We start from the raw sequence: 26,677 nt of genomic DNA on the forward strand, positions 1-26,677 counted from the left end.
CAAAAAGCGGCATAAGCACCGTAAACGGTGTCCGGGATTACTTGACCAGTTCAGCTCTGCTCGCGATGGATGTCCAGACAACGCGATCATTCAGACCGGACGCGTTATCGTTGACGTCCATCGCGAGCAGAGCTCGCTCCCACAGGGGAACGCGTGCCCATGAGGTCAGGTACTGGGGCTTTGCCGAAAGCTCACGGCCAGGCGATTCCAGCTGTTGATGGTGGTGACGGCAATGGTCAGATCCACCAGCTCTTCTTCGCTGAATTGCGCCCTCGCCTCTTCATACACATCATCCGGCACATGATTTTCCGACAGCAGTGTCACCGCCTCGGTCCAGGCCAGGGCTGCACGCTCGCGCGGGTTGAAAAAATTGCTGTCGCGCCAGACCACGATGGAATACAGGCGCCGGTCGGTCTCGCCGAGGCGCCGGGCGTCCACTGAATGCATGTCGGTGCAGAAGGCGCAGCCGTTGAGCTGTGATGCGCGAATCTTGATCAGGTGCAGCAGCGCCGGTTCGATGCTCAAGCTGCTGGTCAGCGCCTCCATGGCGATCATCGCTTTCATCGCTTTGGGGGAAGCGCTGTAGTAATCCAGTCGAGGGTTCATGGCGGGCCTTTCGAATCTGATGAATGATTTAAAGATTGGCACAAGCACCGGGTGATGCCAGATCCAATTGCGCGAAAAAACGGCATACCACTTTCTTCGAATAACCGCAGCTGGAAGACACCGTTCCCTACCTGACTTTAAACACCCTCAAGTTATCTGAACGCCCCGCCCTTAAAAAGACATTGGTCACCGCATTATTTGGAAAATTGGATATTCCTGAACATTCAACTCGCTCTCTAAACTGGCGCCGTCATCCCGACACTTGCAACTTTACTTCAAAGGTAAACATCATGAAAAACTTCGTTATCGCCGGTAGTTTGTTGTGTGCAGCCTTCTCTGGCCTGAGCTTCGCCGAAGGTGGCAGCGATCGCCTGATCGAACGCGCAAACGCCCGTGCCGAGCAGGTTGCGCTGGAGAATGCACGGATTGAGAGCGACAATCGCAACACCGCTGAACGCGCTGAAACCCTGCCAGCCAAAGCCAGTTGAAGCGGTTGCTTGCCAATGGCTTGCGCACTGACTCATCCTTGCAAGATCAATATTCCTGCAAGGATGAGTACTTTCAACCAACTACACTAAAACAAAAAAGCCCTGTAATAATCATTACAAGGCTGATGGTGGAGCAACACCAAATTCATAAAACAAATAACATTAAACAGATACTTTCAACTAAATACTTAATGGCGGCAGACTAACGGGAATGACCCGGTCGGCCTATAACCAATTCCTCGATTTCCGGGAAGACCAGTGCCCACTAGTCCAATCCGGCGTTTTTTCCCCTCGCAACTTCATCCCTGCCGGTGAATGCGGGTAATCTTGCGCCACGCACACCGCGAACAAGATCATCCGCCGCAGGAGCTTGCCGGTATGGAACTACATGTTGTCATTCACGGCCGCAAGGACCTGGCAGGCCAGTTGTACAACCAACTGCGCAGCGCCATCGAATCGGGCCGTCTGGCAGCAGGGACGCAGCTTCCACCCAGTCGCCTGCTCGCCGAGCAACTGGGCATTTCGCGCAAGACCATTTCCGATACCTACGCCCAACTGACCTACGAAAACTTTCTCACCGGGGTGATCGGCAAAGGTACCTACGTCAATGCCCGGGCCTCGAAAATCGAGCGCAAGCAGAGTCATTCGGAGCTGGCTGGTTTCGAGGTCATTGAGTCCTGGCGCAACCTGCCGGTGTTTCTGCGCCATCCGACCCTGGAAGGCTCGCTGCGTTATGACTTCATCGGCGGCGCCACCAGCAAGGGCCAGTTTCCCCAGGACGACTGGCGACGCTGCACCTCCCACGCCTTGCGTCAGATCGCCGCCTCCAAGGGCTTCTACAGCCTGCCCGAAGGCTTGCCGGCCCTGCGCAATGCCATCGCCCGGCACATCGCGTTTTCCCGCGGGGTCAACTGCCAGGATGAAGATGTGGTGGTGTGCAACGGAGCCCAACAGGCCCTGGACCTGATCTCCCGCGTCATCACGCGGCCCGGCAGCATCGTGGCCATGGAAGACCCCGGTTATCCGCCGGCACGCCTGCTGTTCGGCACCCACGGCGCCACGGTGATTGGCGTTCCGGTGGATGCCGAGGGCATCCAGGTCGACAAGATCCCCCTCGGCACACGCCTGATTTACGTCACGCCTTCGCACCAGTTCCCGCTGGGGATGCCCATGAGCCAGGAACGGCGGGTGGCGCTGCTGGCCAAGGCCCATGAACTGGGGGCCATCATCATCGAGGACGACTACGACAGCGAATTTCGCTACGAGGGCCGACCCACGGATTCGCTGCAAAGCATGGATGAGCGCGGGATCGTCGCCTACGTCGGAACCTTTTCGAAGACCTTGCTGCCGGAGCTGCGCCTGGGTTATGCGATCCTGCCGCCGGCAATCCTCGAAGCGGTGGTACGCGCCAAGCAACTCACCGACCTGCACACCTCCACCCTGCCCCAGTGGGCACTGGCCAAATTCATCGCTGAAGGCTGCCTGCTCAAGCACATTCGACGCTGCCATACGATTTATGCGGGCAGGCGTGAACGCATCCTGGCGCGCATGGCCGGCGATCTCTCGCCGTGGCTCGAAGCGGTGCCCACCCGGGCCGGTTTCCACATGGTGGTATTGTGCAAAGTGCCAATCGACGTTCCGCTGGTGATAGAACTGGCGAAAAAGGTTGAAGTCGGGCTCTATGCCATCGACAGTTTTTACTACCAGCAAGCCCCTCAGTCCGGGTTCTTCCTGGGTTTCGGTGCCATTGAAACCCTGGACATCGACATCGCCCTGGACCGCCTTCGTGACATTTTGCAACAGCTGGCCTGAGGGATTGGACTGCGGCTTTATCCGGCAATTGGCTATTGGTGGTCCGGGAGTGCAGGCCTATCCTGCATAGGCGTTATCCCTCAATGAGCAGGATTCGTCCGGCCTGATTCAGGAGTGTGAGCCAATGTCCTACAAAGTGATCAATACCGTAAAGGTGCAGGCCGTCGCCGGCCGCTCGGAAGAACTGGGTAAGCAACTGCAAAAGATTGTCGACACCCTGCGCGAAACCCCGGGCTGTGACTCCTATATGGTCGACCGCTGCCCTGAGGACAGTAACCGCTGGACCGTCAGCGCCCACTGGCAATCGGAAGCGGCCATGCAATCGCATTTCAACAGCCCCGAAGTGCAAGGCTTTATCGACCTGATCGATTGCCAACTGGCCAATGCGGTTGATTTCAACAGCTTCCCGATTCGATAGAAACACAATTAAAGATCGCAGCCTTTGGCCGTTCCCGCAGAGCAAGGGTACCTCTGCAGGAGCTGCCGAGGGCTGCGATCTTTTTCGTTTCCGGCTCCCCGCATTGGTCCCCTGACCTTCCCGAGTATTGGCTGTTTGATTGCACCCTGCGGCGCACTAGATTGGTCCCTGACCACTAACCATCGCAGGTGATGAATCATGAACGCATTGCACTTCTTTGCCGCTCCCCTTGTTGCCCTGACCCTGACCGTTTCCGCCTCGGCCTTCGCCCATGAAGCCGGTAATCCTTCGGAAAAGGTCACGGTACTTCAGGATCAAGTGCTGAAAAACGTCCCGGGCAAAAAGGCCCTGATGATCGAGGTCGACTACAAGCCCGGCCAGGCATCCATTGCCCACAAGCACGACGGCACCGCCATGGCCTACGTTCTGGAGGGAGCCGTCACTTCTCAGGTAAAAGGCGAAAAAGAAGTGACTTACAAGGCCGGGGAATACTGGTATGAAGCGGCAGGCTCCGAGCATCTGGTCTCAAAGAACGCCAGCGCCACCAAGCCTGCCAAGTTGCTGGTGTTCATGGTCTTGTCGCCGGACGAGCAAGTGCTGGTCCCATTGAAAAACTGATCGCTGAACCCGTAGCCATAAATAAAAAGGCCCGAAACATTGTTTCGGGCCTTTTTATTTCCCCGGGCAATTAACCAGATGTCTTTAAACCAAACAAAACTATTGGCCACCTGATAATGGCCGATATTGGCTATTTTCTTCCGCCACTCCCGGTTTAGTCTGGAGATACCGCCGGTTACTTCCGGCCAATTAAACTTTCGACTGATGTTGTTTCACTGGAGAAACACCATGAAACTTGCACTTGTCAGTACGTTGACGATAACGGCTCTTTTAACCGGTTGCTCTATTCCCACTGCACCTTCGGCGGTTTCTTCGCTGGACGGCATTTTCAGCGAACCGGTAGGACGCAGCAGCGCCACCCGCGTTCCCAACGGCAGTGATGTGTCCCTGGGCGTGGTGTACAACCGCAACACCCAGGCCAACCGCGCCTACCTTCAGGACTACCAGGCCAATGCCGGCACCGGATTCGGCCAGAGCCTGCTGGTGCAATCGATTCATGACGCCTACGTGGCCACCTCCAACCCCGACCTGGCCGTGGATGGCGTCAAGACCTCCCTGCAACGGCAGTTCGGCTCGGTCACGGTGTACCCGGACATGCAAAGCCTCAAGGCGGCGAAACCGGATGTCGTCGCGGTGGTCGACACCCGCAGTCAACTCATGACCTCGCGCAGTTCCGATATAGAAGCCAATGTCAGTGCGCACTTCTATGACAGCAACCTCAACTACATCGGTACTGCACAAGGGCATGATGCCAAGGCGCTCAGTCCGGTGTGGGCGGACTATAAGCGCAGTGAAGAAATAGTTGCCGACATTAATGAACAGCAGAATGTGCAAGTAAGGGCACTGCAGAAGTTTGACCAGTCGCTCAGTAATTTATTGACCAGGCCGACAGATAAAGTGTCGATGATAGATAACAACAAGGATCAGAAAGTGTATTAAGGGGAATACCTCTTTCGCGAGCAGGCTCGCTCCCACATCGGTTTCGTGTATGTCGCAAACCACTGTGGGAGCGAGCCTGCTCGCGAAGAGGCCCGAACAGACACCCCAGAACATTGGCAAAAAAAAGCCCCGCATCTTTCAATGCGGGGCTTTTTCATTCAACGCCTGATCAAGCAGCCGGTTCCAGCTCTTCACTGGCCGAGGCTGTAGCCGGCACTGCCGGCGCTTGGCCGCTCAATGCCACGTCCAGCAACTCACGGTTGGCCACCGCGTACATGGCGTAGTCCGTGCCGCTGGCGGCACGGATTTCCACCAGCATGGTGCGCCAGCGTTCGATGGTGCTTTCGTGCTGCGCCATCCACTGCGCCAGACGGGTTTCCACGTCCAGGCTGCCGTCGCCCTGTTGCAGGACCGAGATGGTGATCGCACGTTGCTGCCAGTCGACGTCATCGCGGAACGCTTCACGGGCCAGGGCTTGCCAGTTGTTTTCAACCGGCAGCGCGCTGATCTGTTGCAGGTACCAGGTGATGTCCAGCGCGCTGCCCACGGCGAAGTAGGCCTTGGCCACGTCCGCAGGGTCCTGGCCGGTCACGTCGGAAGCCTCGATGATCGGCAGCAGCGTGTACAGGTGCGTGGTGCCAGCCACCATGCGCGCCAGCAATTCAGGCACGCCAGCAGCGACGTAGGCCTGATAACGGGTCTGCCAGGTCTCGCGGATCTCGCCACTGAGCAGTTCGTCGAGCTTGAGGCCCAACGCCGCCAGGTGCGGACCGAAGTGCGCGACGTCACGGGCAGCGTTCTGCTCGTTGCGACGGGCACGCAGGAACCAGCGCGTGGCGCGGCGGCCCAGGCGCATCAGCTCGTCCATCAGCTCCAGTTGCACGTCGGCGGAAACCTTGTAGTCCAGGGCTTCAATCTGACGGAACCAGTGCGGGAGATGGAAAATGTCACGCACGATCACATAAGCACCGGCCACGTTCGCCGGGCTCATGCCGGTCGACTCTTTGAGTCGTTGAACGAAGGTGATGCCCATGTGGTTCACCAGATCGTTGGCGATCTGGGTGCTGACGATTTCGCGCTTCAGACGGTGACGACGCATGGCTTCGGAGAACTTGCTCACCAGGGTTGGCGGGAAAGCGGTTTCCATGTCGCGGGTCAGGTAGTCGTCATCCGGCACCAGGGAGTTGAGCAACTGCTCCTTGAGGTCGATCTTGCTGTAGGAGATCAGCACCGACAACTCGGGACGAGTCAGGCCGTGACCTGCTGCAACGCGTTCGTTGATCGCGTCTTCGGCCGGCAGGAACTCGATGGCGCGATCCAGCTTGCCGCGACCTTCCAGATCGTTCATCAGTCGCTTGTATTCAGCGATCCGTGGCAAGGCACGACGGGCCGCCAGGGACAGTGCCTGAGTCTGCTTGTAGTTGTTGCCCAGTACCAGGTTGCCGACTTCGTCGGTCATGCTCGCCAGCAACTCGTTACGCTGCTTGGCGGTCATGTCGCCGGCCTGAACCACTTCGTTCAGCAGGATCTTGATGTTCACTTCGTGGTCGGAGCAGTCCACGCCACCGGCGTTGTCGATGAAGTCGGTGTTGGAACCGCCGCCATTGAGGCCGAATTCCACGCGACCCAGCTGGGTCATGCCGAGGTTACCGCCCTCGCCCACCACTTTGCAGCGCAGTTCGTTGCCGTTCACGCGCAGCGCATCGTTGGCCTTGTCGCCGACATCGGCGTGGCTTTCGCTGCTGGCTTTGACGTAAGTACCGATACCGCCGTTCCACAACAGGTCCACCGGTGCCTTGAGCAAGGCATTGAGCAGCTCGGTCGGGGTCAGCTTGTCGGCCTTGATGTCGAAACGCTCTTGCATCTGCGGGGAAATCGCAATGCTCTTCGCGCTGCGAGAGAAGATCCCGCCGCCTTCGGACATGATGCTGGTGTCGTAGTCCGACCACGCCGAACGCGGCAGGTCGAACATGCGCTGACGCTCGGCGAAGCTGGTCGCCGGATCCGGATTCGGGTCGATGAAGATGTGCATGTGGTTGAAGGCAGCGACCAGTTGCAGCTTGTCGGACATCAGCAAGCCGTTACCGAACACGTCACCGGCCATGTCGCCGACGCCCACCACGGTGATGCTGTCTTCCTGGACATTGATGCCGCGCTCGCGGAAGTGGCGCTGTACGCCAACCCACGCGCCCTTGGCGGTGATGCCCATTTTCTTGTGGTCGTAACCGGCCGAACCACCGGACGCAAAGGCGTCACCCAGCCAGAAGCCGTAGTCGATGGCGATGCCGTTGGCGATGTCGGAGAAGGTTGCGGTGCCCTTGTCCGCTGCAACCACCAGGTACGGGTCATCGTCGTCATGACGCACGACATTGGCCGGTGGTACCAGCGCGCCGTCCTTCAGGTTGTCGGTGATGTCCAGCAGACCGGAAATGAAGATGCGGTAGCAGGCAATGCCCTCGGCCGCGATCTCGTCACGGCTGCCGCCCAGTGGCAGGCGACGCGGCAGGAAGCCGCCCTTGGCACCCACCGGCACAATCACCGAGTTCTTCACTTGCTGGGCTTTTACCAGGCCCAGGACTTCGGTACGGAAGTCTTCTTCACGGTCGGACCAGCGCAGGCCGCCGCGAGCGACGTTGCCGAAGCGCAGGTGCACGCCTTCGACACGTGGCGAGTAAACGAAGATTTCAAACTTCGGAACAGGTTTCGGCAGTTCAGGAATCAAGTGCGGGTTGAACTTGAAGCTGAAGTACGACTTGTTATGGCCGTTGGCGTCGGTCTGGTAGAAGTTGGTGCGCAGGGTCGCCTTGATCAGGTCCAGGTAGCGACGCAGGATACGGTCTTCGTTGAGCACCTGAACGTCATCCAGAGCGGTCAGGATCGCGTGTTCCAGACGCTGCTCGAGGTTGTCGCTGCTGAGTTTGCGCGCCAGATAGAAACGGGTCTTGAACAACCGGGTCAATTCGCGAGCGATGTCGGTGTGGTTGTTCAGGGTGCTGGCGATGTAGCCCAGGTCGAAGCCCAGACGGATCTGCTTCAGGTAGCGGGCGTAGGCACGCAACAGCGCCACGTCGCGCCATGGCAAGCCGGCGGTCAGCACCAGGCGGTTGAACGCATCGTTCTCGGCATCGCCGCGAACGATGTGGACGAACGCGTCCTGCAGGGTGTCGTTGAGTTGCTGGATATCCAGATCCAGGCCTTCGGCGGCAGTGAACGCGAAATCATGAATCCAGAACTCGCGGCCGCTGCTGTGGCGCAAGTGATACGGGAACTCACCCAGCACGCGCAGACCGAGGTTTTCCAGGATCGGCAAGACGTCGGACAGGGCCAGCGGGGTGTCGGCGTGGTACAGCTTGCAATGCAACTGGCGCTGACCGGAAACCTGGCCCAGCGGCTGATAAAAGCTCATCACCAGCGGGTTTTTGTCGCTCAGGCTCAACAGGTGCTGCATGTCGACCACAGCCGAATGGGCTGCGAAACGCTCGCGGTAACCGGCCGGGAAACCTTTCGGGAAGTCGGCCAGCACGTTGGTGCCCTGGGCTTCGCCGAAGCTTTCGACGGTCAGGGAAGCGTAGTCGTCCTGCCAGCTGCGGCAGGCCTGGATCACTTCGTTTTCCAGCTGCAGCGGGTCGATGTCGATGCGGTTTTTCGGGTCGACGCGCAGGATCAACTGCACACGGGCCAGCACGGACTCGGAGAAGAAGGTCCAGAACTCGCAATCCGAGGCTTTCAGGCGATCCATCAGCACTTGCTGGATCTTCTGGCGCACTTCGGTGGAGTAGATATCGCGCGGCACGTAGGCCAGGCAGTAGCAGAAACGGCCGTACGGGTCCTTGCGCAGGAACACACGGATCTTGTTGCGTTCCTGGATCTGCACGATCGACATCACGGTGCTGAACAGCTCGTCCACCGGGGTCTGGAACAGATCGTCCCGTGGCAGCACTTCGACCACCTGCGCCAGTTCCTTGCCCAGGTGAGCCTTGGCCTGGAAGCCGGAACGGCGTTCGATTTCCGCGACCTTGCGGCGGATGTACGGAATGGTGCGCACACTCTCGCCATACACCGACGAGGTGTACAGGCCCATGAAACGGCATTCCTTGATGACCTTGCCGTCGGCATCGATTTCACGGATCGATACGTAATCCGGGTAAGCCGGACGGTGCACGCGGCTTGGGTGTGCGGCCTTGGCGAACGACAGCAGGGTCGGTTCGCGCAGATAGTTGACGGCGTAGTCTTCGATGCGACGGTCGTCGTAGGTCAGGCCGGCACGCAGCAGTTTGGTCAGGCCGAGGAACGAGTTCTGGTCGTATTCGATGTGACCGCCATCAGGCTGGTCGGTGACCACGAACTCTTCGTAGCCCAGGAAGGTGAAGTGGTTGCCCACCAGCCATTCCAGGAAGCTCTTGATCTCATTCTTCTCTTCGGCATCGACAGCGAACTGGCTACTGTCCAGCTTGGCCAGGATGTCCTGGACCTTGGCCTTCATCGGTTCGAAATCGCCAACCGCGACGCGCACTTCAGCGAGCACCTGCTCCAGCTCTTTGGTCAGCACGCTCAGTTCGGCGGTGTTGGCGCAACGGTCGATTTCCAGGTACATCAACGACTCGTGCAGAACGTCGTCGCCCTGGGTGCCCTTGGGCAGGATTTCCAGCAACTCGCCCTTGCTGCCGCGACGCACGCTCAGCACGGTGGTTTGCAGGGTGTGAATGCTGTAGCCACGACGGTTCAGCTCGGTGCGCACCGAATCCACCAGGAATGGCAGGTCGTGGTGCAGCACTTCGACCGCGGTGTGGGTCGACTGCCAGCCGTGACGTTCGTAATCGGGGTTGAAGACGCGCACTTGCGGTTGCGCGTGATCGAAGCGCTCAAGCAGGCGCCACGCAGAAAGGGTACAGCCAGCGAGATCGGACAACCGGCGTTGGGTCAGTTCGTCCAGGGAAATGATGCCGAAGAATTGTTCAGCGAACAGCGCCACTTGTGGCAGTGCCTGTTCACTGATGTGCTGCGCCAGTGCCGCTTGCAGTTGGTGCTGGAAGTCGGCTTTGCTGGCTGCGGTGAAGAACGCCATCTGTGGTACTCCGCTTGGGCTTGTTATTGATGGAAGCGTCGCGCGAAACACCCCTTTTCGGGGCTATGTTTCAAAGCTACCCGTCACCCTGTTCCTGATTCTCGGGCAGAGGAAACAGGGTGACAGGTGGGTGAAGCTGGACGAGACACTCGGGTCACATTCACCTTCCGTGAATGGGCATCTGCAAAGGCGACTGAACTGCGGGCAGCGCAATGCCTTTACAGGTGCTCATCCGTTGCGCAGCTTAACGAGTGCGGCAAGGCCCATGCTTGCGATGCTGCGACATATTCGGTCAACGGTATGCAGCTTGAGGGCGGGGGCATCGGATAACACTAGCAGCCGTGCGGGAAAATGGCGGTTTTCCGTCCGGTTTTACGGCACGTTCGTCCCAGAAATGACCAGTAACACACTGGTCGTTCGCATCACATCCTTCGACACTCGGACGAGCAGAAATTCGCCGGGACTGGCAGAATCGCTTTTTGTGCGCCTTCATTACGCTCGTCGAGCCAGGAACTACCCATGCAAATGACCACCGCCCTCTTGATCGTCAACCCGTGCGATGACGAAGAAGACAACATGGCCATGCTCTGCTGCCACAGCGACAAGGGCGACATGTTCCTGATGACCCGTTACCCGGACGAGGACGAGCTGGAGATCACCCTCGATGGCGAACCCTCGACCCTCGACGGCGTGAAAGTCACCCTGACGCCTACCCTGCTGAAGATCGAAATCGCGGCGGCGGATGCCGATGCGTTGAATGGGGATGATGTGCTGGAGATCACTCACAGCACGGATGCCAGTGATCTGGCGGAGGTGGAAGAGACGTTGCAGAACATCCTCAAGGGGACCGGGACTTACATCAGTCAGCTCTAGTTTTCAGCCGCTGTACCGGCCTCTTCGCGAGCAGGCTCGCTCCCACAATTGATCGCGCCCTTTCAGAAGGAACCCGACCATCTGTGGGAGCGAGCCTGCTCGCGAAGGGGCCCGAAAAAACGATGCTGCTCTGCCACGGGTACAAACCTCCAACAGTTTCGCCATTCTTTTCCCGCACTTTGCACAAAATGCCGTTAGTCGCCGCCCCCCGCGATGGATTAAAGTAACGCCCCCAGCCCTGGCGTTATACGAACGTCTTCGGTCACCCTTTCCAGGAACAGTCATCGATGGAACATCGTGAAGCGCTGCTCGCGCTGCGAACCTTTCTTTCAACGCAGATTCTCGGCCAGGAAAAACTCATCGAGCGCTTGCTCATCGCCCTGCTTGCCGATGGCCACATGCTGGTCGAGGGCGCCCCTGGCCTGGCCAAGACCAAGGCCATCAAAGAACTTGCCGAAGGCATCGAAGCCCAGTTCCATCGCATCCAGTTCACGCCCGACCTGTTGCCGGCCGACATCACCGGCACGGAAATCTATCGTCCGGAAACCGGCAGCTTCGTGTTCCAGCAAGGCCCGATCTTCCATAACCTGGTGCTGGCGGACGAAATCAACCGTGCCCCGGCCAAGGTGCAGTCGGCGTTGCTCGAGGCGATGGCCGAGCGCCAGGTCAGTGTCGGGCGCAGTACGTATGAGTTGTCGCCGCTGTTTCTGGTGATGGCCACGCAAAACCCCATCGAGCAGGAAGGCACCTATCCGTTGCCGGAAGCCCAGCTCGACCGTTTCCTGATGCACGTGAAAATCGGCTTCCCCGATGCCACCGTCGAACGCCGCATCCTGCAACAGGCCCGGGGCGAAGCCCTGAACGGCGAGACCAAGCCCGAGCGTCGCGTCAGCCAGCAGGCGATTTTTGCCGCCCGCAAGGAAATCCTCGGCCTGTACATGGCCGATGCCGTGGAGGAATACCTGGTGCAACTGGTCATGGCCACCCGCAATCCGGCCAAGTTCGACCCGGAGATGGCCGAGTGGATTGCCTATGGCGCCAGTCCTCGCGGTTCCATCGCCCTGGACCGTTGCGCCCGGGCCCACGCCTGGCTCGCCGGGCGCGATTTCGTCAGCCCGGAAGACATTCAGGCGGTGCTGTTCGATGTGTTGCGCCACCGCATCATTCTTTCCTTTGAAGCCGAAGCCGCCGGCATCGACCAGGACCGTGTGGTCCAGCGGATTCTCGACGTCGTAGCCGTCGCTTGACCCCGATGAACGCCCCCTTGCCACCCCAGCCGGGTATCCGCGTCACGCTCGCCGAGCTGATCGAGATGCGTCATCGCGTGCGCGAAGTGCAGCTATTTTCCACGCCGAGCCAGCGCAGCCCGCTGATCGGCTTGCACCACTCCAAGCTGCGCGGCCGTGGCGTGGACTTCGATCAGGTGCGGGTCTATCAGGCGGGCGACGACGTACGCACCATCGACTGGCGCGTTACCGCGCGGACCCAGGAGCCGCACACCAAGCTGTTCCATGAAGAGCGCGAACGGCCGATTTTCATCATGGTCGAGCAAAGCCGCCGGTTGTTTTTCGGCTCGGGGCTGATGTTCAAATCGGTGCTCGCCGCCCAGGCGGCGAGCCTGATCGGTTGGGCGGCGCTGGGGCATAACGATCGGGTCGGCGGACTGGTGTTCGGCGACAACGAGCACTACGAAATCAAACCTCGGCGCAGCAAGCAGAGTTTGTTGCAACTGCTCAACCGACTGGTGCGGGTCAATCAATCGCTGCACACCGAAGGCGAACCGGACCGCGATGCGTTCGGCATTGCCCTGCGCCGGGCCCGGGAAGTCTCGCGACCCGGCAGCCTGGTGATTGTGATTTGCGATGAGCGCGCCTTGACCGAGAGCGCGGAACAGCAATTGAGCCTGTTGTCGCGCCATTGCGACTTGTTGCTGTTGCCGGTGTCCGACCCGCTGGATCACGCCCTGCCCGCCGCCGGCTTGCTTCGTTTCGCCGAGCGCGGAGCGCAACTGGAGCTCGACACATTGAATTTCGACCTGCGCCAGACCTACCGCGCCCAGGCCGAAACGCGCATCGCCCGCTGGGAATTGCTCGCGCAAAAACTGCGGGTGTTGATGATGCCATTGAGCACCCAGAGCGAAATGGTCGAGCAATTGCGCGAGTACCTGAACCCTCAGAAACCGGGGAAAGGTCGATGAACGGACTCGAACAACTGCAACCGCTGATTTCCCCGCCTCCGATTGCTTTCTGGCCGCCGGCACCCGGTTGGTGGCTGTTACTGCTGCTACTGCCCGCCCTCGGCTTCGGCCTGTGGAAATTGCGGCACCTGGCCCCGCAAAAGCACCGCATCGTGCGCGCCGAACAACCGATGGACCCGGTGCGACTCGCCGCGCTGGCGGAGCTGGCACTGATGCCCAAGCCTTATAACGGCGCCCCTGCCGGCGCCTGGCTGCAGCAACTCAATGGTCTGCTCAAGCGCCTGTGCCGCAACCATTACCCTTATAGCCAGAGCCATACACTCAACGGGCGCAAATGGCTGGCGTTCCTCGACAACCGCTGCCCGGCGGCCGGCCTGACCCGCTGGATGGTGCTGGTCGAAGGTGCTTACAAACCCGAATGCAAACTCGACGACAAGGCCATCGCCGGTCTGACTCAGGCTGTCGACACCTGGATTCGCAAACATGTTTGAGTTCGCCTGGCCGTGGATCTTTGCCCTGCTGCCCTTGCCGTGGTTCATGCGCCTGGTGCTGCCAGTGGCCGACAGCGGTGAACCGGCGCTCAAAGTCAGTTTCCTCAGCGACCTCGAGGGCCTGGCCCGTCGTCGCGCCCGGGCCAATCTGCCGGCCTGGCGCCAGCAGGCGCCTTTCCTGCTGCTGTGGTTGATGTTGCTGACCGCCGCCGCCCGCCCGCAATGGCTTGGCGAACCCCTGCCGATTGCCGCCAGTGGCCGTGACCTGCTGGTGGCGGTGGATGTGTCCGGCTCCATGGATTTCCCGGACATGCAGTGGCAGGACGAAGAGGTCAGCCGCCTGGCACTGGTCCAGCACCTGCTCGGCGACTTCCTCGAGAGTCGCGATGGCGATCGGGTCGGTCTGATCCTGTTCGGCAGCCAGGCTTACCTGCAAGCACCGCTGACCTTCGACCGACACACCGTGCGCGTCTGGCTCGACGAAGCCCGCATCGGCATCGCCGGCAAGAATACCGCCATCGGTGACGCCATCGGCCTGGGCCTCAAACGCCTGCGGCAACGCCCGGCGCAAAGCCGAGTGCTGATTCTGGTGACGGACGGCGCCAACAACGGTGGCCAGATCGACCCGCTCACCGCGGCGCGCCTGGCGGCCCTGGAAGGCGTGAAAATCTACCCGATCGGTATCGGCGCCGATCCCGAAGAAAGTGGCACCCTGGGTTTCCTCGGCATCAATCCGAGCCTGGACCTGGACGAACCCTCCCTGGAAGCGATCGCCCAGGCCACCGGTGGCCGCTACTTTCGGGCGCGGGACGGCAAGGAATTGCAAGCGATCAAGGACACCCTCGACCGACTGGAACCGGTGACCCAGCAACCGACCCAGGCCCGTCCGGCCCAGGCGCTGTATCACTGGCCGCTGGCGATGGCACTGTTACTGAGCATGCTGCTGGTGGCCCGCGTGCTTTGGCCGGACAACCCGTTCCAACGCCTGTTTACCAAGGATCTGTTTTTGCAAACGCAACTGCCTGACTGGCGCCAGCGTCTCAAGCGACTGCGCCTGCGGAGGCGCCGATGAGCGCGCTCTGGCCGTACTGGTTTCGCCCCGGGTGGCTGCTGTTATTGCCGCTGCTGGGCTGGTTGCTGTGGCAGCTCTGGCATCGACAGAAGCGTGCCGGACGCTGGCAGATGATTCTGCCGCCGGCCTTCCATGCCACCCTGCTCAGCGGCGGCAGCGGACGCGACAGCAAGCTGCCGTGGGTGGCCCTGGGTGTGGCGTGGCTGCTGACGATCCTCGCCCTGCTGGGGCCGGGCTGGGAGCGCGTCGAGCAAATCAGCCAGAAACCTGCCGATCCCCTGGTGGTGATCCTTGAGCTGACCCCGGAAATGCTCGCCACCGACGTTCAGCCCAACCGCCTGGAACAGGCCCGGCGCAAGCTCTTCGACCTGCTGCAAAACCGCAGCGACGCACAGACCGCCATCGTCGTCTACGCCGGCAGTGCGCACACGCTGGTGCCGCTGTCGGACGACCTGTCCACCAGCCGCAACCTGATCGACGCCCTCAAGCCCTCGTTGATGCCCGAACCCGGACATCGCGCCGACCTGGCGGTGATCAAGGCCCTGACCCTGCTGGAGCAAGGCGCCTTGGGCGACGGCAGGATCCTGCTGATCGGCTCGTCCCTCACGGAACAGGAACGCCTGGGGATTCGTCGCGCGCTGAGTGGCCACTCAACGCAATTCCTGATGCTGGGCATCGGCACTGCCGAAGGCGCGCCGATCACCCAGGAGGACGGCAGCTTCCTCAAGGACGAACAGGGGGCGATTCTGGTGCCGCATCTGGACGAGGCCGGCCTGAAGGCCTTTGCCAATGATCTGGACGGACGCTATCGCCACGCGCGCCTGAGCGATGCCGATCTGCGTGCGCTGGGTCTGCTCGATGGGCCGCGCAACCTGCGCAACGACGGCCAGACCGTGCGCCTGGATGCCTGGGCCGACCAGGGTTACTGGCTACTGCTGCCGCTACTGCTGCTGGCCGCCTGTGCCGGTCGTCGCGGCTGGTTGCTCTGCCTGCCGCTACTGCTGGCGTTGCCACAACCGAGCCATGCCTTCGAACTCCAGGACCTGTGGCTGCGCCCCGACCAACAGGGCCTGCACCTGCTCAAGCAGAAACGCCCGGCCGAGGCCGCGCAGCACTTCGAAGACCATCAATGGCAAGGCGTGGCCCTCTACGAGGCCGGCGACTACAGCGGCGCCGCCCAGCGGTTCGCCGAAGGCAACGATGCTCACGCCCACTACAATCGTGGCAATGCCCTGGCCAAAAGCGGTGAACTGGAGGCAGCGCTGGATGCCTACGAACAGGCACTTGAACGTCAACCGGACCTGCGTCCTGCGCTGACCAACAAGGCGCTGGTGGAAACCCTGCTCAAGCAGAAAACCAATCCACCCGCCGCCGAACCGGATAAAGCCGCCAGCGAGGAACCGCAGGCGCCGCCACAGGAACCGCCACCCGGCGCTGCCGCCCAGGCGCAGAGCGCCGGCGAGCCGAAGAACGCTGACCAACAGACCGCCTCCGAAACCGATCCATCGTCCACGAGGCCGCCAAAACCGGGCACCAACGAAGTCCCGGGCAGTGAACTGGGCGACGAACAACACACCACGCCGCCCATGCGCCCGGCCAGCGACAGCATCGAAGGCGAACAGCAGCAGGCGCTGGAGCAATGGCTGCGGCAGATCCCGGATGATCCGGCAGAACTGCTCAGACGCAAATTCTGGTACGAACAGCAACAACATCAGGATCAGGGAAAAACTCGATGACCCGCTTCACCGCTTTCATGTTCGCCCCGCTGTCCGCCCTGTTGATCTGGAGCGCCCAGGCCCAGGCAGCCGAGCTGGTCGCCAGTGTCGATCGCACGCGCCTGAACTCCGGGGAAACGATCGAGCTGATCCTGGAATCCAACGACGTGACGCAGTTCGGCAAGCCGGACCTGACGCCGCTGGAGCCGCTGTTCGAAGTGCGCGGCACCCGCCAGGTCAACCAGTTGAACACCCTCGGCGGCGACAACCGCGCCACCACCCGCTGGATTGTCACCCTGCTGCCGCTGCAAAACGGCAGCGTGGTCATCCCTGCGCTGAAACTGGGCGACGCCCAGAGCCAGCCAATCACCGTGCAAGTGGTCCAGAGCGAAACCCAGGAGAACCCGAACAAACTGGCGCCGGTGTTCATCGACGCCAGCCTCGATCAAACCAGCGTGTACGTTCAGGCCCAAGCGATCCTGACCCTGCGCATCTACCATTCGGTGTCGCTGTACGACGACAGCAGCCTGCCGCCCTTGCAGATTCCCGACGCACGCATCGAACAGCTGGGCGAATCGCGGAACTACGAAAAAGACATCAACGGTGTGCGTCACGGCGTCATTGAATGGCGCTATGCGATCTACCCACAACACAGCGGCGAACTGATCATTCCGGGGCAGATATTCAATGCCGCGCTGGTGGAGGCGCAACCGACCCAGGACGCCACGTCGCCGGCGCCCAAATCCGGCAAGTTGATGCGAATCAGCTCCAAGGAAATCCTGCTGACGGTCAAGGCCAAACCCATCACCTACCCCGCCGACCTACCCTGGTTGCCGGCGCGCAGCCTGACCCTCAGCGAGACCTGGAACCCGGAACCGGAACACGTTCAGGTGGGCGATTCGCTGACCCGCAGCCTCACGGTCAAAGCCGAAGGCCTGGCCAGCACGCAACTGCCGCCACTGCCCGGCACCGAGGTCAGTGGCTTGCGCCGTTATCCGGATCAACCGGTGCTGGGCAACCAGAACAGCGAACGCGGGTTGGTGGGCAGCCGCGAGGACCGCGAAGCGCTGGTACCGTCTCGCAGCGGTTCAATTGAGTTGCCGTCGGTCGAAGTGGTCTGGTGGAACACCTTTGAAGACCATCTGGAACACAGCAGCCTCCCAGCCAGATCCCTGCAGGTGGCGGCCAATCCCAGCCTGATGGTCGACTCCCCGGCCGGCGCCCCCCTCAACACGACGGCCGAGAGCGAAACCCTGTGGCGCTGGAAACTCAGCAGCCTGATCCTGGCGTGCACCACCCTGCTGGGCTTCGGCCTGTGGTGGCGAGCGCGCTGGCAACCGGCAATCCTGCGCGCCGCGCAAACCGGTCCGAGCCCGCGCACCGTACTCGACGACCTCAAGCGCGCCTGCCAGGCCAACGACTCCCACGCCACCCGCCAGGCCCTCGACGCCTGGGCCCGGCAGCAGCCGGAAACCCTGGCGGACATGGCAGCCCGCTTCGTTCCGCTGTCCGACGCGCTGGACGGATTGAACGGCGCGCTCTACAGCGAAACCGGACAGCACTGGCAAGGTGAAGAGCTGTGGCGGGCGATCCGTACGATCCCGATCACCGAGCGGGTTCAGGACCCGGTGGGCGACAGTGGGTTGCCGCCGCTTTATCCCAAGTAATACTCCGGACGAGGCAAAATGCAGGATCTGTGGGAGATCCTATGGTTGCGGGGAAGCACCTGAGCGACAGCGATCCACTGTGGGAGCGAGCCTGCTCGCGAAGAGGTCCTCACATTCAACATCCATGCTGACTGACCCACCGCTTTCGCGAGCAGGCTCGCTCCCACAGTTTTTCGTGTACATCCGCAAACATGTTTACCAGTAAACTCTCTCCCCTTTCGCCGCTTTCATTTTTCTCGCGGCCATCATCTTTCAAGTAGCGGAGTTCGCCTTGCGTCTGTTTCACACCTCCGACTGGCACCTGGGGCAAAACCTCCACGGCCAGGATCGCGATTTCGAGCACGGCTGTTTTCTCGACTGGCTGTTGCGCCAGCTCAAGCTCGATCAGCCGGATGTACTGCTGATCGCCGGCGATATCTTCGACACGGTGAACCCGCCGGTCAAAGCCCAGGAGCGCCTGTACGACTTCATCGTCAGCGCCCACGAGCAGCAACCGCTGCTGACCATCGTGATGATTGCCGGCAACCACGACTCCGGCTCGCGGATCGAACTGCCGGCTCCGTTGATGCGCCGCTTGCGTACCCATGCGCTGGGCCGGGTGCTGTGGCTGGACGACGGTCAACTGGACGCCGAACGCCTGCTGCTGCCGTTGCCCGACGCCAGCGGCAACATCGCTGGCTGGTGCCTGGCGCTGCCGTTCCTGCGTCCGGCTGAGGTGACCGGCGCACACCTGGGCGACAACTACCTGCGCGGTATCGGCCAGGTACACGAATGGCTGATCGAAGCGGCCAACGCCAAACGCCAACCGGGCCAGGCGCTGATCGCCATCAGCCATGCGCACATGGCTGGAGGTTCGGTGTCGGAAGACTCCGAGCGCAGCCTGATCATCGGTAACGCCGAAGCCCTGCCCGCCAGCCTGTTCGGGCCAAGCATCAGCTACGTCGCCCTCGGTCACTTGCACAAGCCGCAGAAGGTCAACGGCGAGGAGCGGATTCGCTACAGCGGCTCGCCGATTCCGCTGTCGTTCTCCGAAATTGCCTACCAACACCAGATTCTCGACATCACCCTCGACGGCGAAACCCTGGTCAGCGTCGTGCCCAAGCTCATTCCCCGCGCCGTGAACCTGCAACGCCTCGGCCCGGCGCCCTTGGCCGAGATCCTGCTGCAACTGGCCGACCTGCCGAACATCGACCTGTTGGCCGACTACCAGCGCCAGCCCTGGCTGGAGGTACGGGTGCGGCTGGACGAACCGCAGCCGGATTTGCGCCATCAGGTGGAAACCGCCCTGCAAGGCAAGGCCGTGCGCCTGGTACGCATCGCCGCCGAATACGCCGGCAACGGCAGCCGTGAAGGCGCCGATGACGATGCGACACTGATCGAACTGGACCAACTCACGCCCCAGGAACTGTTCAGCCGTGCCTGGCAGGACAACTACGGCAGCGAGGTCGACGAGCAAACCCTCAAGGACTTTGCCGAGCTGTTGCAAGAAGTGCAGATGGAGAGCGAGCAACCATGAAAATCCTCGCCATCCGTTTGAAAAACCTGGCCTCGCTGGCCGGCCCTTTCGAGATCGATTTCACCGCCGAACCGCTGGCCAGCGCCGGCCTGTTCGCCATCACCGGGCCGACCGGTGCGGGTAAAAGCACACTGCTCGACGCCCTGTGCCTGGCGTTGTTCGGCACGGTGCCACGACTCAACAGCGTGCAGCCCTCGGCCAAGGCGCCGGACGTCGACGGTGAAATCGGCACCGGCGATCCCCGCACGCTGCTACGTCGCGGTACCGGTGAAGGCTTTGCGGAGGTTGATTTTGTCGGCATCGACGGCCGTCGCTACCGCGCTCGCTGGGAAGCCAACCGCGCACGGGAAAAAGCCGCTGGCAGGCTGCAAGCCAGTCGCCAGAGCTTGCGCGACATCGACCAGGATCAACTGCTCGCCAGTCAAAAGCTTGAGTTCAAAAGCAGGATCGAGTCGGTACTGGGCCTGAACTTCGAACAGTTCACCCGCGCCGTGCTGTTGGCGCAAAGCGAGTTCAGCGCCTTCCTCAAGGCCGACGACAACGATCGCAGCGAATTGCTGGAAAAGCTCACCGATACCGCGCTCTACACCCGACTGGGTCGCCGCGCCTTCGACAAGACCAAGGAAGCCCGCGAAGCCCACAAACTGCTGCAGGATCAGGCCAGCGGCGTCACGCCGCTGGCGCCTGAAGCCCGGGCGGAACTGGATGAGCGCTTCAATGCGGCACAACAGCAGCTGAAATTGCAGCAAGCGCAACTCAAGCAGCTTGAATTGCAGCACACCTGGCTCAAGGATTTGCGCCAGTTGCAGGAGGCGCAACAAAGCGCCACCGAGCAACTGCAATCGGCCCAGACCCATTGGCATAGCCTGGCTGGCGAACGCCTGAAACTGAACCGCCTGGAACAACTGGCACCGCAACGGCACCAGTTCGCCCGCAAAGCCGAGATCGATGCGCTGTTGACGCCCTTGGCGGCGCGGATTGCCGGGCACACGCAGCAGCATGGCGAACTCGGCGAACGTCAGGCGCAGCTGGAGCAACAGCTCGGCGCCACCCGGATTGCCCTGGGCGAAGCGCAACAGCGACAAACCGACAGCGCGCCGTTGTTGCGTCAGGCCTTTGAAGAACAAAGCACCCTCGCCCGCCTGGTCAAGGATGCCGCCCTCCAGGCCGACGCAAAGCTCCACGCCGAACAGGCTTGCACCCAGGGTCAGAGCGCGATTCAAACCTTGCTCGACCGGCAGGCTCAGGTTGCCGAACACCTGCAGCGCATTGCCGTCGAGCTGGAACACAGCGCTCATCTGAATCCGCTGAGCGATGCCTGGAATGCCTATCGAGATCGCCTGCAACAGTTGATGTTGATCGGCAATCGACTGAATCAGGGTCAGGCCGAGCTGGCCAGCCTCGAACAGAACGCCGCGAGTACCGCGCAAGCGCTCACCGAACAGAAACAACAACTGGAAGTCCTGTTCAGCGAAGCCGGCGCCGAACCGGATGCCGTCGCCGAGCAGATCGGCATTCTTGGCAGCCTCTTGCAGGACAACCGCAAGCAACTGCGGGCCATCGAAGACCTGGCGCGGTTGTGGGCCAGCCAGCAGGCGCTGGACACGCGCGGTGCCGAACTGCAACAACGCCAGCTCAGCGCGCAGCAGGAACGCGAGCGCCTGACTCAGGACGGGGTCAAGGCCAAGGCCGAACTGAGCGTCGCCGAGCAGACCCTCAGCGTCACGCGTGAACTGCTGGAGCGCCAGCGGCTGGCACGCAGTGCGAGTGTCGAAGAACTGCGCGCGCAGTTGCAGGATGATCAGCCGTGCCCGGTCTGCGGCAGCCACGAGCACCCGTATCATCAGCCCGAAGCGCTGCTGCAAAGCCTCGGACGCTTTGATGAAAGCGAACTGGCCAACGCCCAGAAAGCGGTGGACCTGCTCAAGGAAAAACTCACCGACCTGCGAGCCGAAGTCGGCGGCTTGATCGCTCAGCAAAAGGAACTGCTGCAACAGCAGGAACAACTGACGGCCCAACAGCAAGCCCTGGCGCCAAGCCTTGAAGCGCACCCGTTGATTGCTTCGTTGCTGGATCAGGATGCCGGTCAGCGCGACGCCTGGCTCGCACGACAAACCAGCCAGTTGAATCAAAGCATCACCCAGGATGAACAACGGCAAACCGCCCTGCTCACCCTGCAACAGGACGCTGCGCGCCTGACGCAGCAACTGCGCCAGGCCGAAACCGCGCACCAGCAAGCGGCGCGGCACCTGGACAATCAACAGCGCGAACTGAGCAGCGACCGGCAGCGTGTGGACGAAGAGCTCGCCGCCTTCGCCAGCCTGCTGCCGGACGAGACCCTGCAAGCGCTGCGTCTTGAGCCGGCCGCGACCTTCATGCAACTCGATCGGCAGATCAGCGAGCGCCTGGCACAACTCGATCAACAAAAGGAAGAGCTGGCCGAACAGCAACAGCGTCAGCAACACCTGGAGAAGGAGCAGGATCGGCAGCAGACCCGCGTCCAGCAATTGCAAATCGCCGAGCAGCAGTTCAATTCGCTGGCCGAACAACAGCAGGCGAGCCAGCAGACACTTGGGCAGTTGCTCGGGGAGCACGGCAGCGCCGAGCGGTGGCAGCAGCAACTGGAGCGGGACGTGGAGACCGCGCGCAGCACCGAAGCCACGACGGCTCAGGAACTGCAAAGCGTCCTCACGCAACGGGTGCAAATGGCCGCCGAACTCAAGGCCCAGCAAGAGCGCTTGCAAGCACTGGAAAGTGAAGAGCATGAGCTCGCCGGCAAAATCGCCGGTTGGCGCGCCCAACATCCAGAGCTGGATGAAGGCGGCCTCGAAGACCTGCTGGGCGTCGACGACGCCCAGGTCAGTGGGCTGCGCCAACGCTTGCAACACAGCGAAAAAGCCATCGAACAGGCCAGCGTCCTGGTGCAGGAACGGGACAAGCGTCTGCTCGATCACCAGGCGCAGCACAACGGCAATCTTGATGCCGAGCAACTCGACACCGCCCTCACCGAGTTGCAGAACCATTGCATCGTCAGCGAACAGCGATGCGCCGAACTGCGTGCCGAACAGGCCGAGGACCAGCGCCGGCAGAACGCCAACCAGGCGCTGGCGCAGCACATTGCCGAGGCCTACACCGAGTATCAACGCTGGGCGCGCCTGAATGCATTGATCGGCTCGGCCACCGGCGACACCTTCCGCAAGATCGCCCAGGCCTACAACCTCGACCTGCTGGTGCACCACGCCAACGTGCAGCTGCGTCAACTCGTACGGCGCTACCGCCTCAAACGGGGTGGCAGCATGCTCGGGTTGTTGGTGATGGATACGGAGATGGGCGACGAACTGCGTTCAGTGCATTCGTTGTCCGGTGGTGAGACCTTCCTGGTGTCGCTGGCCCTGGCATTGGGCCTGGCCTCGATGGCGTCGAGCACACTGAAAATCGAATCGCTGTTCATCGACGAAGGCTTCGGCAGCCTCGATCCGGAGTCCCTGCAACTGGCCATGGACGCCCTCGACGGCTTGCAGGCCCAGGGGCGCAAGGTCGCGGTGATTTCCCACGTGCAGGAAATGCACGAACGGATTCCGGTGCAGATTCAGGTCCACCGCCAAGGCAACGGCCTCAGTACCCTGGAGGTGAAATGACCACGCTCTACTCTTTCCGCCGCTGCCCGTACGCCATGCGGGCGCGCATGGCCCTGCGCTACGCCGGGGTTGCCGTGGACATCGTCGAGGTCAGCCTGAAGGCCAAACCCGCCGAAATGCTCGCACTGTCGAGCAAAGGCACGGTGCCCGTGCTGAGTGTTGATGGGCGGGTCATCGATGAAAGCCTGGAGATCATGCGCTGGGCCCTGGCTCAGCAGGATCCGCAGGACTGGTTGCTCAAGCAGGATCCGCAAGGGCAGCTTGCCATGGCGGCATTGATCGAGGAGAACGATCAGGCATTCAAGGTGCACCTGAACCGCTACAAGTACGCCGAACGCTATCCGGAGCAACCGATGGAGGCCTATCGCGCCGAGGGCGAGGTATTTTTGCGCAAGCTCGATGAGTTGCTGGAGGGACGGGATTATTTGCTGGCCAATCACCCTTGCCTGGCTGACGTGGCGTTGATGCCATTCATACGGCAATTCGCCCATGTCGATCGCGAGTGGTTTGCGCAGACGCCTTATCGGCGGTTGCAGGCGTGGTTGCAGTGGTTTCTGGAGTCGGAGTTGTTTACATCGGTGATGGCTGTAGGAGCGAGCTCGCTCGCGAAAAACCCACGGACGCCGTTGGATAACTGAATTGACGCGTTATCGTTGACGCTCATCGCGAGCTCGCTCCTACAGGGATCGTGGTGGCTCACGCCAGGACTTCACACATGCCGATCACCGAGCAATCGACCTGGAACGGTCCGAAAAAACCGCTATCGGGCTCGCGCGGCGGGTTGCCGGCCAGCATCCCCATGGCCTTGGCCGTCTCGATGTTGCGCGCGATGTTGTGATTGGCCTCGATGGCCCGTGCCACCCCGCCTATCGAACCGTGCCCGATCCCCAGCAAGGAAAATCCATTGGTGATGAACGCCAGGAAGGCGATGACCAGGAGTTTGCAACGGTTCATGCTCCGCCCACTCCTGCCAGATCAGCCTGATCCGCCATCGCCTGTTGAGCGCGGAGTTCAAACTGGATACCAGGATGTGCCACATGAATGGGCGGTTCGGCGGTTTGTTGCGACTGTGGCGAAAGACTGACAACCAGCACCATGACCAGGTAAAGACCGATAGCCACATAGGCGCCGTGTTTGGCAGAAGTGATGATTGCGCGGGCCATGATGAACTCCGTGGACATGTTTCAGAGTCCACAGATTCGATCAAAAAAGCATCGATCACCAACCACACGTGTCTATATCAACTATCAGCTGCGTTGATCATTAAGCCAGACTATTTCAGTCTTCAATAAAACTAATCATGCGCTCGCGGGCAGCGTCGGGCTCCCCGGAAATGGGCTCGGCAGCGGACAGGATGGGGGTGGAATAGAGGAACAGCAGCACCACTGCAAGACGCATCGCCATGTTATCGATCCTTTTCTGGAGAAGGAGTCAAAAAATCAGCGTCAAAGTTAAACACATGGCTATGTGATATCAAGCAATAGATGGGTGGCGAAATGACACTGTCGCAAATGCGTTATGCAGGAGCGACATCACTTCAGTGCTTTTCGAACTTGAAACGCTCGATGGGCAAGTGACTTCGCTCCTGCATAACGGGTGCAGGGAGAAACGCTCAGTGCTGGGCTTTGTGATCCAGCGCGGCGTAGAAGTTGGCGCTCTGTTGCAGGTATTTCTGGGTGTAGCTTTGGGTGTGGGATTTTTTGTCGCTGATTTCAATGTTGGCGCTGGCTGGCAGGGCAACAGTCGCGGAAATGGCGGAAGCGGCGATTACGGAGAAGAGATTGAAGTTCATGCTGTATTCCTCGGAGTCAGTTGGCTTGCTTGCCCGGTGGGGCCGTGAAGCAAACTTAACCTTCGAGGAACGGAGCCTTGAAATCTTTTGTAGCACTACCAAATATCAGGCTCATTGATAGAAAGCTACAAGCCCCGCGAACCGGGGCCTGCGGCCTATTGTCGCAGCAGAAACTTCAGGTCGCTCGGGGCGTCCATCGGCAATTTTTGTACGGTTTTGCCCAGCAAACCGGTCCTGGCATCGCGCTCGACGACGACAATCTGGTTGCTTTTCTGGTTGGCGATCAGCACGAACTGGCCACTGGGATCGAGGCTGAACTCGCGAGGATGGTCGCCTTCCACCGCACGCCGTTGCAGTTCCTTGAGGTGCCCGGTCAACGGGTCGATGGCAAACACCAGCAACTGATTGGCGGTGCCACGGTTGCTGACGTAGAGAAACTTTCCATCCGTTGAGGCGTGCAATGCAGCGGCTGCCTTGTCCGAAACCGGCTGGCCAGTAGCCAGGTCGACCATTTGCGTCTGCTCAAGCTGGCCGTCGTGATAATCGAACACGGCCACCTGTGCGCTCATTTCCATGGTCAGCCAGGCGTGTTTGCCATCGGCGCTGAACAACAGATGACGCGGGCCGCTACCGGGCGGCAATTGAACGAATGCTGGCGTGGCCGGCGTCAGCGGCAGGTCGGGATTCGCCTTGGGATCGAAGCGGTAGACAAAAACCCTGTCCGCGCCCAGGTCATTTGAGAACACGTACTTGCCATCGGGCGACGGGATCGTCGAATGCACGTGCGCCGACATCTGCCGTTCGGGATTGACCCGGCTGGCCGGATGACTGCTCATCTGCACCACCGGTTTCAACACGCCATCGGTGCCCACCGGCAGCACCGCCAGGGTGCCTCCCGGGTCTTCGGCCACCGAATAATTGCTGACATACAGATGGCTGCCGTCAACGCTTAGGCTCGAATGGGTGGGCTCGTTACCCAGGCTCTGCACCTGATTGATCAGGCTCAGCTCATGGGTCTTGGGGTCGATCGCATAACTGCTGACCCGTCCGACCGGATCGCTCTGGCCCGGGCCATTTTCGTTGACCACGAACAGCCGCCGCCGATCCTTGCTCAAGGTCAGCCAGGATGGATTTTCGCTGTTGATCACTTGCAGCGGCTTGGCGTCGATCTGTCCGGTGACGCTGTCGAAGTTCAGTCGATAAAGGCCCTGGCTTTGACCACCCGTGTAGGAACCCACGAGCAATTGATAGTTCTCGGCTCGAGCGGCCTGAACGCCCATCGCGCCGATGCTGCCGGCGATCAACAGGGGCCAGAGGTTACGCATCCTCTGGTTCGTCGTCTTCGTTGTCGCCGCTGATGACGTCGCCGAGGCAGACCAGACGGTGTTCGCCAGAATCACCGGTGATCAACCAGCTTTGCAAGGTGGTGTCGAAGGTGGCCGCCTGGATCTGTGCCGGGGTGAATTCCCAGTGCTTGGCCGCTCGGCCGTCCATGCATTCGATATGCAGGTTGTCGTCGACATCCAGGGCGAATTCGAAGGCATGCAGCCCGTCGATTTCCACCATTCCGCAGTGTTCGAGGGCATTGAGCAAGGTGTCTGTTACAGCGGTCATGGCAATCAATCTTTGAGTGGGAAAAACGCAATGATAGCTCAATGTGGGCGCTCATCAGTGCCCGTCACGGCACCTGCCCACAACACCCAATAAATGTGGGAGCGAGCCTGCTCGCGAAGGCGGAGTGTCATTCGATAGATTTCCAGACTGTTCCGC

The 26,677-nt window shown here is 60.9% G+C and carries 23 protein-coding genes; 15 read left to right on the plus strand and 8 right to left on the minus strand.

What is annotated here, in order from left to right; all coding sequences use genetic code 11:
* Positions 1 to 165: 165 nt before the first annotated feature.
* Positions 166 to 606, minus strand: coding sequence for a carboxymuconolactone decarboxylase family protein (locus tag HNQ83_RS28435; RefSeq protein WP_175392170.1), 441 nt, complete (start codon positions 604 to 606; stop codon positions 166 to 168).
* A 290-nt stretch (positions 607 to 896) separates the two neighbouring features.
* Between HNQ83_RS28435 and HNQ83_RS28440 the strand changes: the two genes are divergently transcribed.
* The 5 genes from HNQ83_RS28440 to HNQ83_RS28460 all read left to right on the plus strand — a co-directional run bounded on the left by HNQ83_RS28440 (position 897) and on the right by HNQ83_RS28460 (position 4,881).
* Positions 897 to 1,094, plus strand: a complete 198-nt coding sequence (locus tag HNQ83_RS28440) for a hypothetical protein (RefSeq protein WP_175392171.1) — start codon at positions 897 to 899, stop codon at positions 1,092 to 1,094.
* A 378-nt stretch (positions 1,095 to 1,472) separates the two neighbouring features.
* Positions 1,473 to 2,906 (plus strand): PLP-dependent aminotransferase family protein, encoded by a 1,434-nt coding sequence (locus HNQ83_RS28445; protein WP_175392172.1) that lies wholly within the window; start codon positions 1,473 to 1,475, stop codon positions 2,904 to 2,906.
* A 124-nt stretch (positions 2,907 to 3,030) separates the two neighbouring features.
* Positions 3,031 to 3,324: an antibiotic biosynthesis monooxygenase family protein gene (locus tag HNQ83_RS28450; protein ID WP_110962613.1), complete on the plus strand. Its 294-nt coding sequence runs from the start codon at positions 3,031 to 3,033 to the stop codon at positions 3,322 to 3,324.
* A 198-nt stretch (positions 3,325 to 3,522) separates the two neighbouring features.
* On the plus strand, positions 3,523 to 3,942 hold the full coding sequence (locus tag HNQ83_RS28455; protein ID WP_175392173.1) for a cupin domain-containing protein: 420 nt from the start codon (positions 3,523 to 3,525) through the stop codon (positions 3,940 to 3,942).
* A 228-nt stretch (positions 3,943 to 4,170) separates the two neighbouring features.
* Entirely contained in the window at positions 4,171 to 4,881 is a 711-nt protein-coding gene (locus HNQ83_RS28460) for an ATPase (RefSeq protein WP_175392174.1), read from the plus strand.
* A gap of 169 nt (positions 4,882 to 5,050) precedes the next feature.
* On the opposite strand, the gene HNQ83_RS28465 is transcribed toward HNQ83_RS28460, so the two are convergent.
* Positions 5,051 to 9,946 (minus strand): NAD-glutamate dehydrogenase, encoded by a 4,896-nt coding sequence (locus HNQ83_RS28465; protein WP_175392175.1) that lies wholly within the window; start codon positions 9,944 to 9,946, stop codon positions 5,051 to 5,053.
* Between the two features lie 519 nt (positions 9,947 to 10,465).
* On the opposite strand from HNQ83_RS28465, the gene HNQ83_RS28470 reads away from it, so the two are divergent.
* From HNQ83_RS28470 to HNQ83_RS28515, 10 genes are all read left to right on the plus strand, one after another.
* Entirely contained in the window at positions 10,466 to 10,819 is a 354-nt protein-coding gene (locus HNQ83_RS28470; RefSeq protein ID WP_175392176.1) for a hypothetical protein, read from the plus strand.
* A 287-nt stretch (positions 10,820 to 11,106) separates the two neighbouring features.
* Positions 11,107 to 12,066, plus strand: coding sequence for a MoxR family ATPase (locus HNQ83_RS28475; RefSeq protein WP_175392177.1), 960 nt, complete (start codon positions 11,107 to 11,109; stop codon positions 12,064 to 12,066).
* Positions 12,067 to 12,071: 5 nt separating this feature from the next.
* On the plus strand, positions 12,072 to 13,016 hold the full coding sequence (locus HNQ83_RS28480; protein WP_175392178.1) for a DUF58 domain-containing protein: 945 nt from the start codon (positions 12,072 to 12,074) through the stop codon (positions 13,014 to 13,016).
* A complete protein-coding gene (locus HNQ83_RS28485; RefSeq protein WP_175392179.1) occupies positions 13,013 to 13,507 on the plus strand; it encodes a DUF4381 domain-containing protein in 495 nt (164 codons plus the stop codon). The genes HNQ83_RS28480 and HNQ83_RS28485 overlap by 4 nt, the downstream gene beginning before the upstream one ends.
* Positions 13,500 to 14,579: a VWA domain-containing protein gene (locus tag HNQ83_RS28490; protein WP_175392180.1), complete on the plus strand. Its 1,080-nt coding sequence runs from the start codon at positions 13,500 to 13,502 to the stop codon at positions 14,577 to 14,579. Before HNQ83_RS28485 ends, HNQ83_RS28490 begins: the two co-directional genes overlap by 8 nt.
* The gene (locus tag HNQ83_RS28495) at positions 14,576 to 16,315 is read left to right on the plus strand and encodes a tetratricopeptide repeat protein (protein WP_175392181.1); all 1,740 of its coding nucleotides are present in this window, start codon (positions 14,576 to 14,578) and stop codon (positions 16,313 to 16,315) included. The genes HNQ83_RS28490 and HNQ83_RS28495 overlap by 4 nt, the downstream gene beginning before the upstream one ends.
* Positions 16,312 to 17,961 carry a BatD family protein gene (locus tag HNQ83_RS28500; RefSeq protein WP_175392182.1) on the plus strand — a complete coding sequence of 550 codons (1,650 nt, stop codon included), beginning with the start codon at positions 16,312 to 16,314 and terminating at the stop codon, positions 17,959 to 17,961. The genes HNQ83_RS28495 and HNQ83_RS28500 overlap by 4 nt, the downstream gene beginning before the upstream one ends.
* Before the next feature lie 271 nt (positions 17,962 to 18,232).
* Positions 18,233 to 19,477, plus strand: a complete 1,245-nt coding sequence (locus HNQ83_RS28505) for an exonuclease SbcCD subunit D C-terminal domain-containing protein (RefSeq protein ID WP_175392183.1) — start codon at positions 18,233 to 18,235, stop codon at positions 19,475 to 19,477.
* Complete coding sequence (locus HNQ83_RS28510; protein WP_175392184.1) at positions 19,474 to 23,115, plus strand: AAA family ATPase; 3,642 nt, start codon at positions 19,474 to 19,476, stop codon at positions 23,113 to 23,115. The genes HNQ83_RS28505 and HNQ83_RS28510 overlap by 4 nt, the downstream gene beginning before the upstream one ends.
* Positions 23,112 to 23,753: a glutathione S-transferase gene (locus HNQ83_RS28515; protein ID WP_175392185.1), complete on the plus strand. Its 642-nt coding sequence runs from the start codon at positions 23,112 to 23,114 to the stop codon at positions 23,751 to 23,753. The genes HNQ83_RS28510 and HNQ83_RS28515 overlap by 4 nt, the downstream gene beginning before the upstream one ends.
* A 58-nt stretch (positions 23,754 to 23,811) precedes the next feature.
* Here HNQ83_RS28515 and HNQ83_RS28520 read toward each other — a convergent pair whose 3' ends face one another.
* From HNQ83_RS28520 to HNQ83_RS28540, 6 genes are all read right to left on the minus strand, one after another.
* The gene (locus tag HNQ83_RS28520) at positions 23,812 to 24,069 is read right to left on the minus strand and encodes a hypothetical protein (RefSeq protein ID WP_175392186.1); all 258 of its coding nucleotides are present in this window, start codon (positions 24,067 to 24,069) and stop codon (positions 23,812 to 23,814) included.
* Complete coding sequence (locus HNQ83_RS28525) at positions 24,066 to 24,278, minus strand: hypothetical protein (RefSeq protein WP_175392187.1); 213 nt, start codon at positions 24,276 to 24,278, stop codon at positions 24,066 to 24,068. The genes HNQ83_RS28520 and HNQ83_RS28525 overlap by 4 nt, the downstream gene beginning before the upstream one ends.
* A gap of 115 nt (positions 24,279 to 24,393) precedes the next feature.
* Positions 24,394 to 24,519, minus strand: a complete 126-nt coding sequence (locus HNQ83_RS31385) for a hypothetical protein (protein ID WP_256590244.1) — start codon at positions 24,517 to 24,519, stop codon at positions 24,394 to 24,396.
* Positions 24,520 to 24,727: 208 nt separating this feature from the next.
* Complete coding sequence (locus HNQ83_RS28530) at positions 24,728 to 24,907, minus strand: hypothetical protein (RefSeq protein ID WP_175392188.1); 180 nt, start codon at positions 24,905 to 24,907, stop codon at positions 24,728 to 24,730.
* 155 nt (positions 24,908 to 25,062) lie between these two features.
* Complete coding sequence (locus tag HNQ83_RS28535) at positions 25,063 to 26,232, minus strand: lactonase family protein (protein WP_175392189.1); 1,170 nt, start codon at positions 26,230 to 26,232, stop codon at positions 25,063 to 25,065.
* Entirely contained in the window at positions 26,225 to 26,521 is a 297-nt protein-coding gene (locus HNQ83_RS28540) for a DUF5629 family protein (protein ID WP_175392190.1), read from the minus strand. The genes HNQ83_RS28535 and HNQ83_RS28540 overlap by 8 nt, the downstream gene beginning before the upstream one ends.
* Positions 26,522 to 26,677: the final 156 nt, after the last annotated feature.

Source organism: Pseudomonas sp. C2B4, from assembly GCF_013359695.1.
GTDB lineage: Bacteria > Pseudomonadota > Gammaproteobacteria > Pseudomonadales > Pseudomonadaceae > Aquipseudomonas.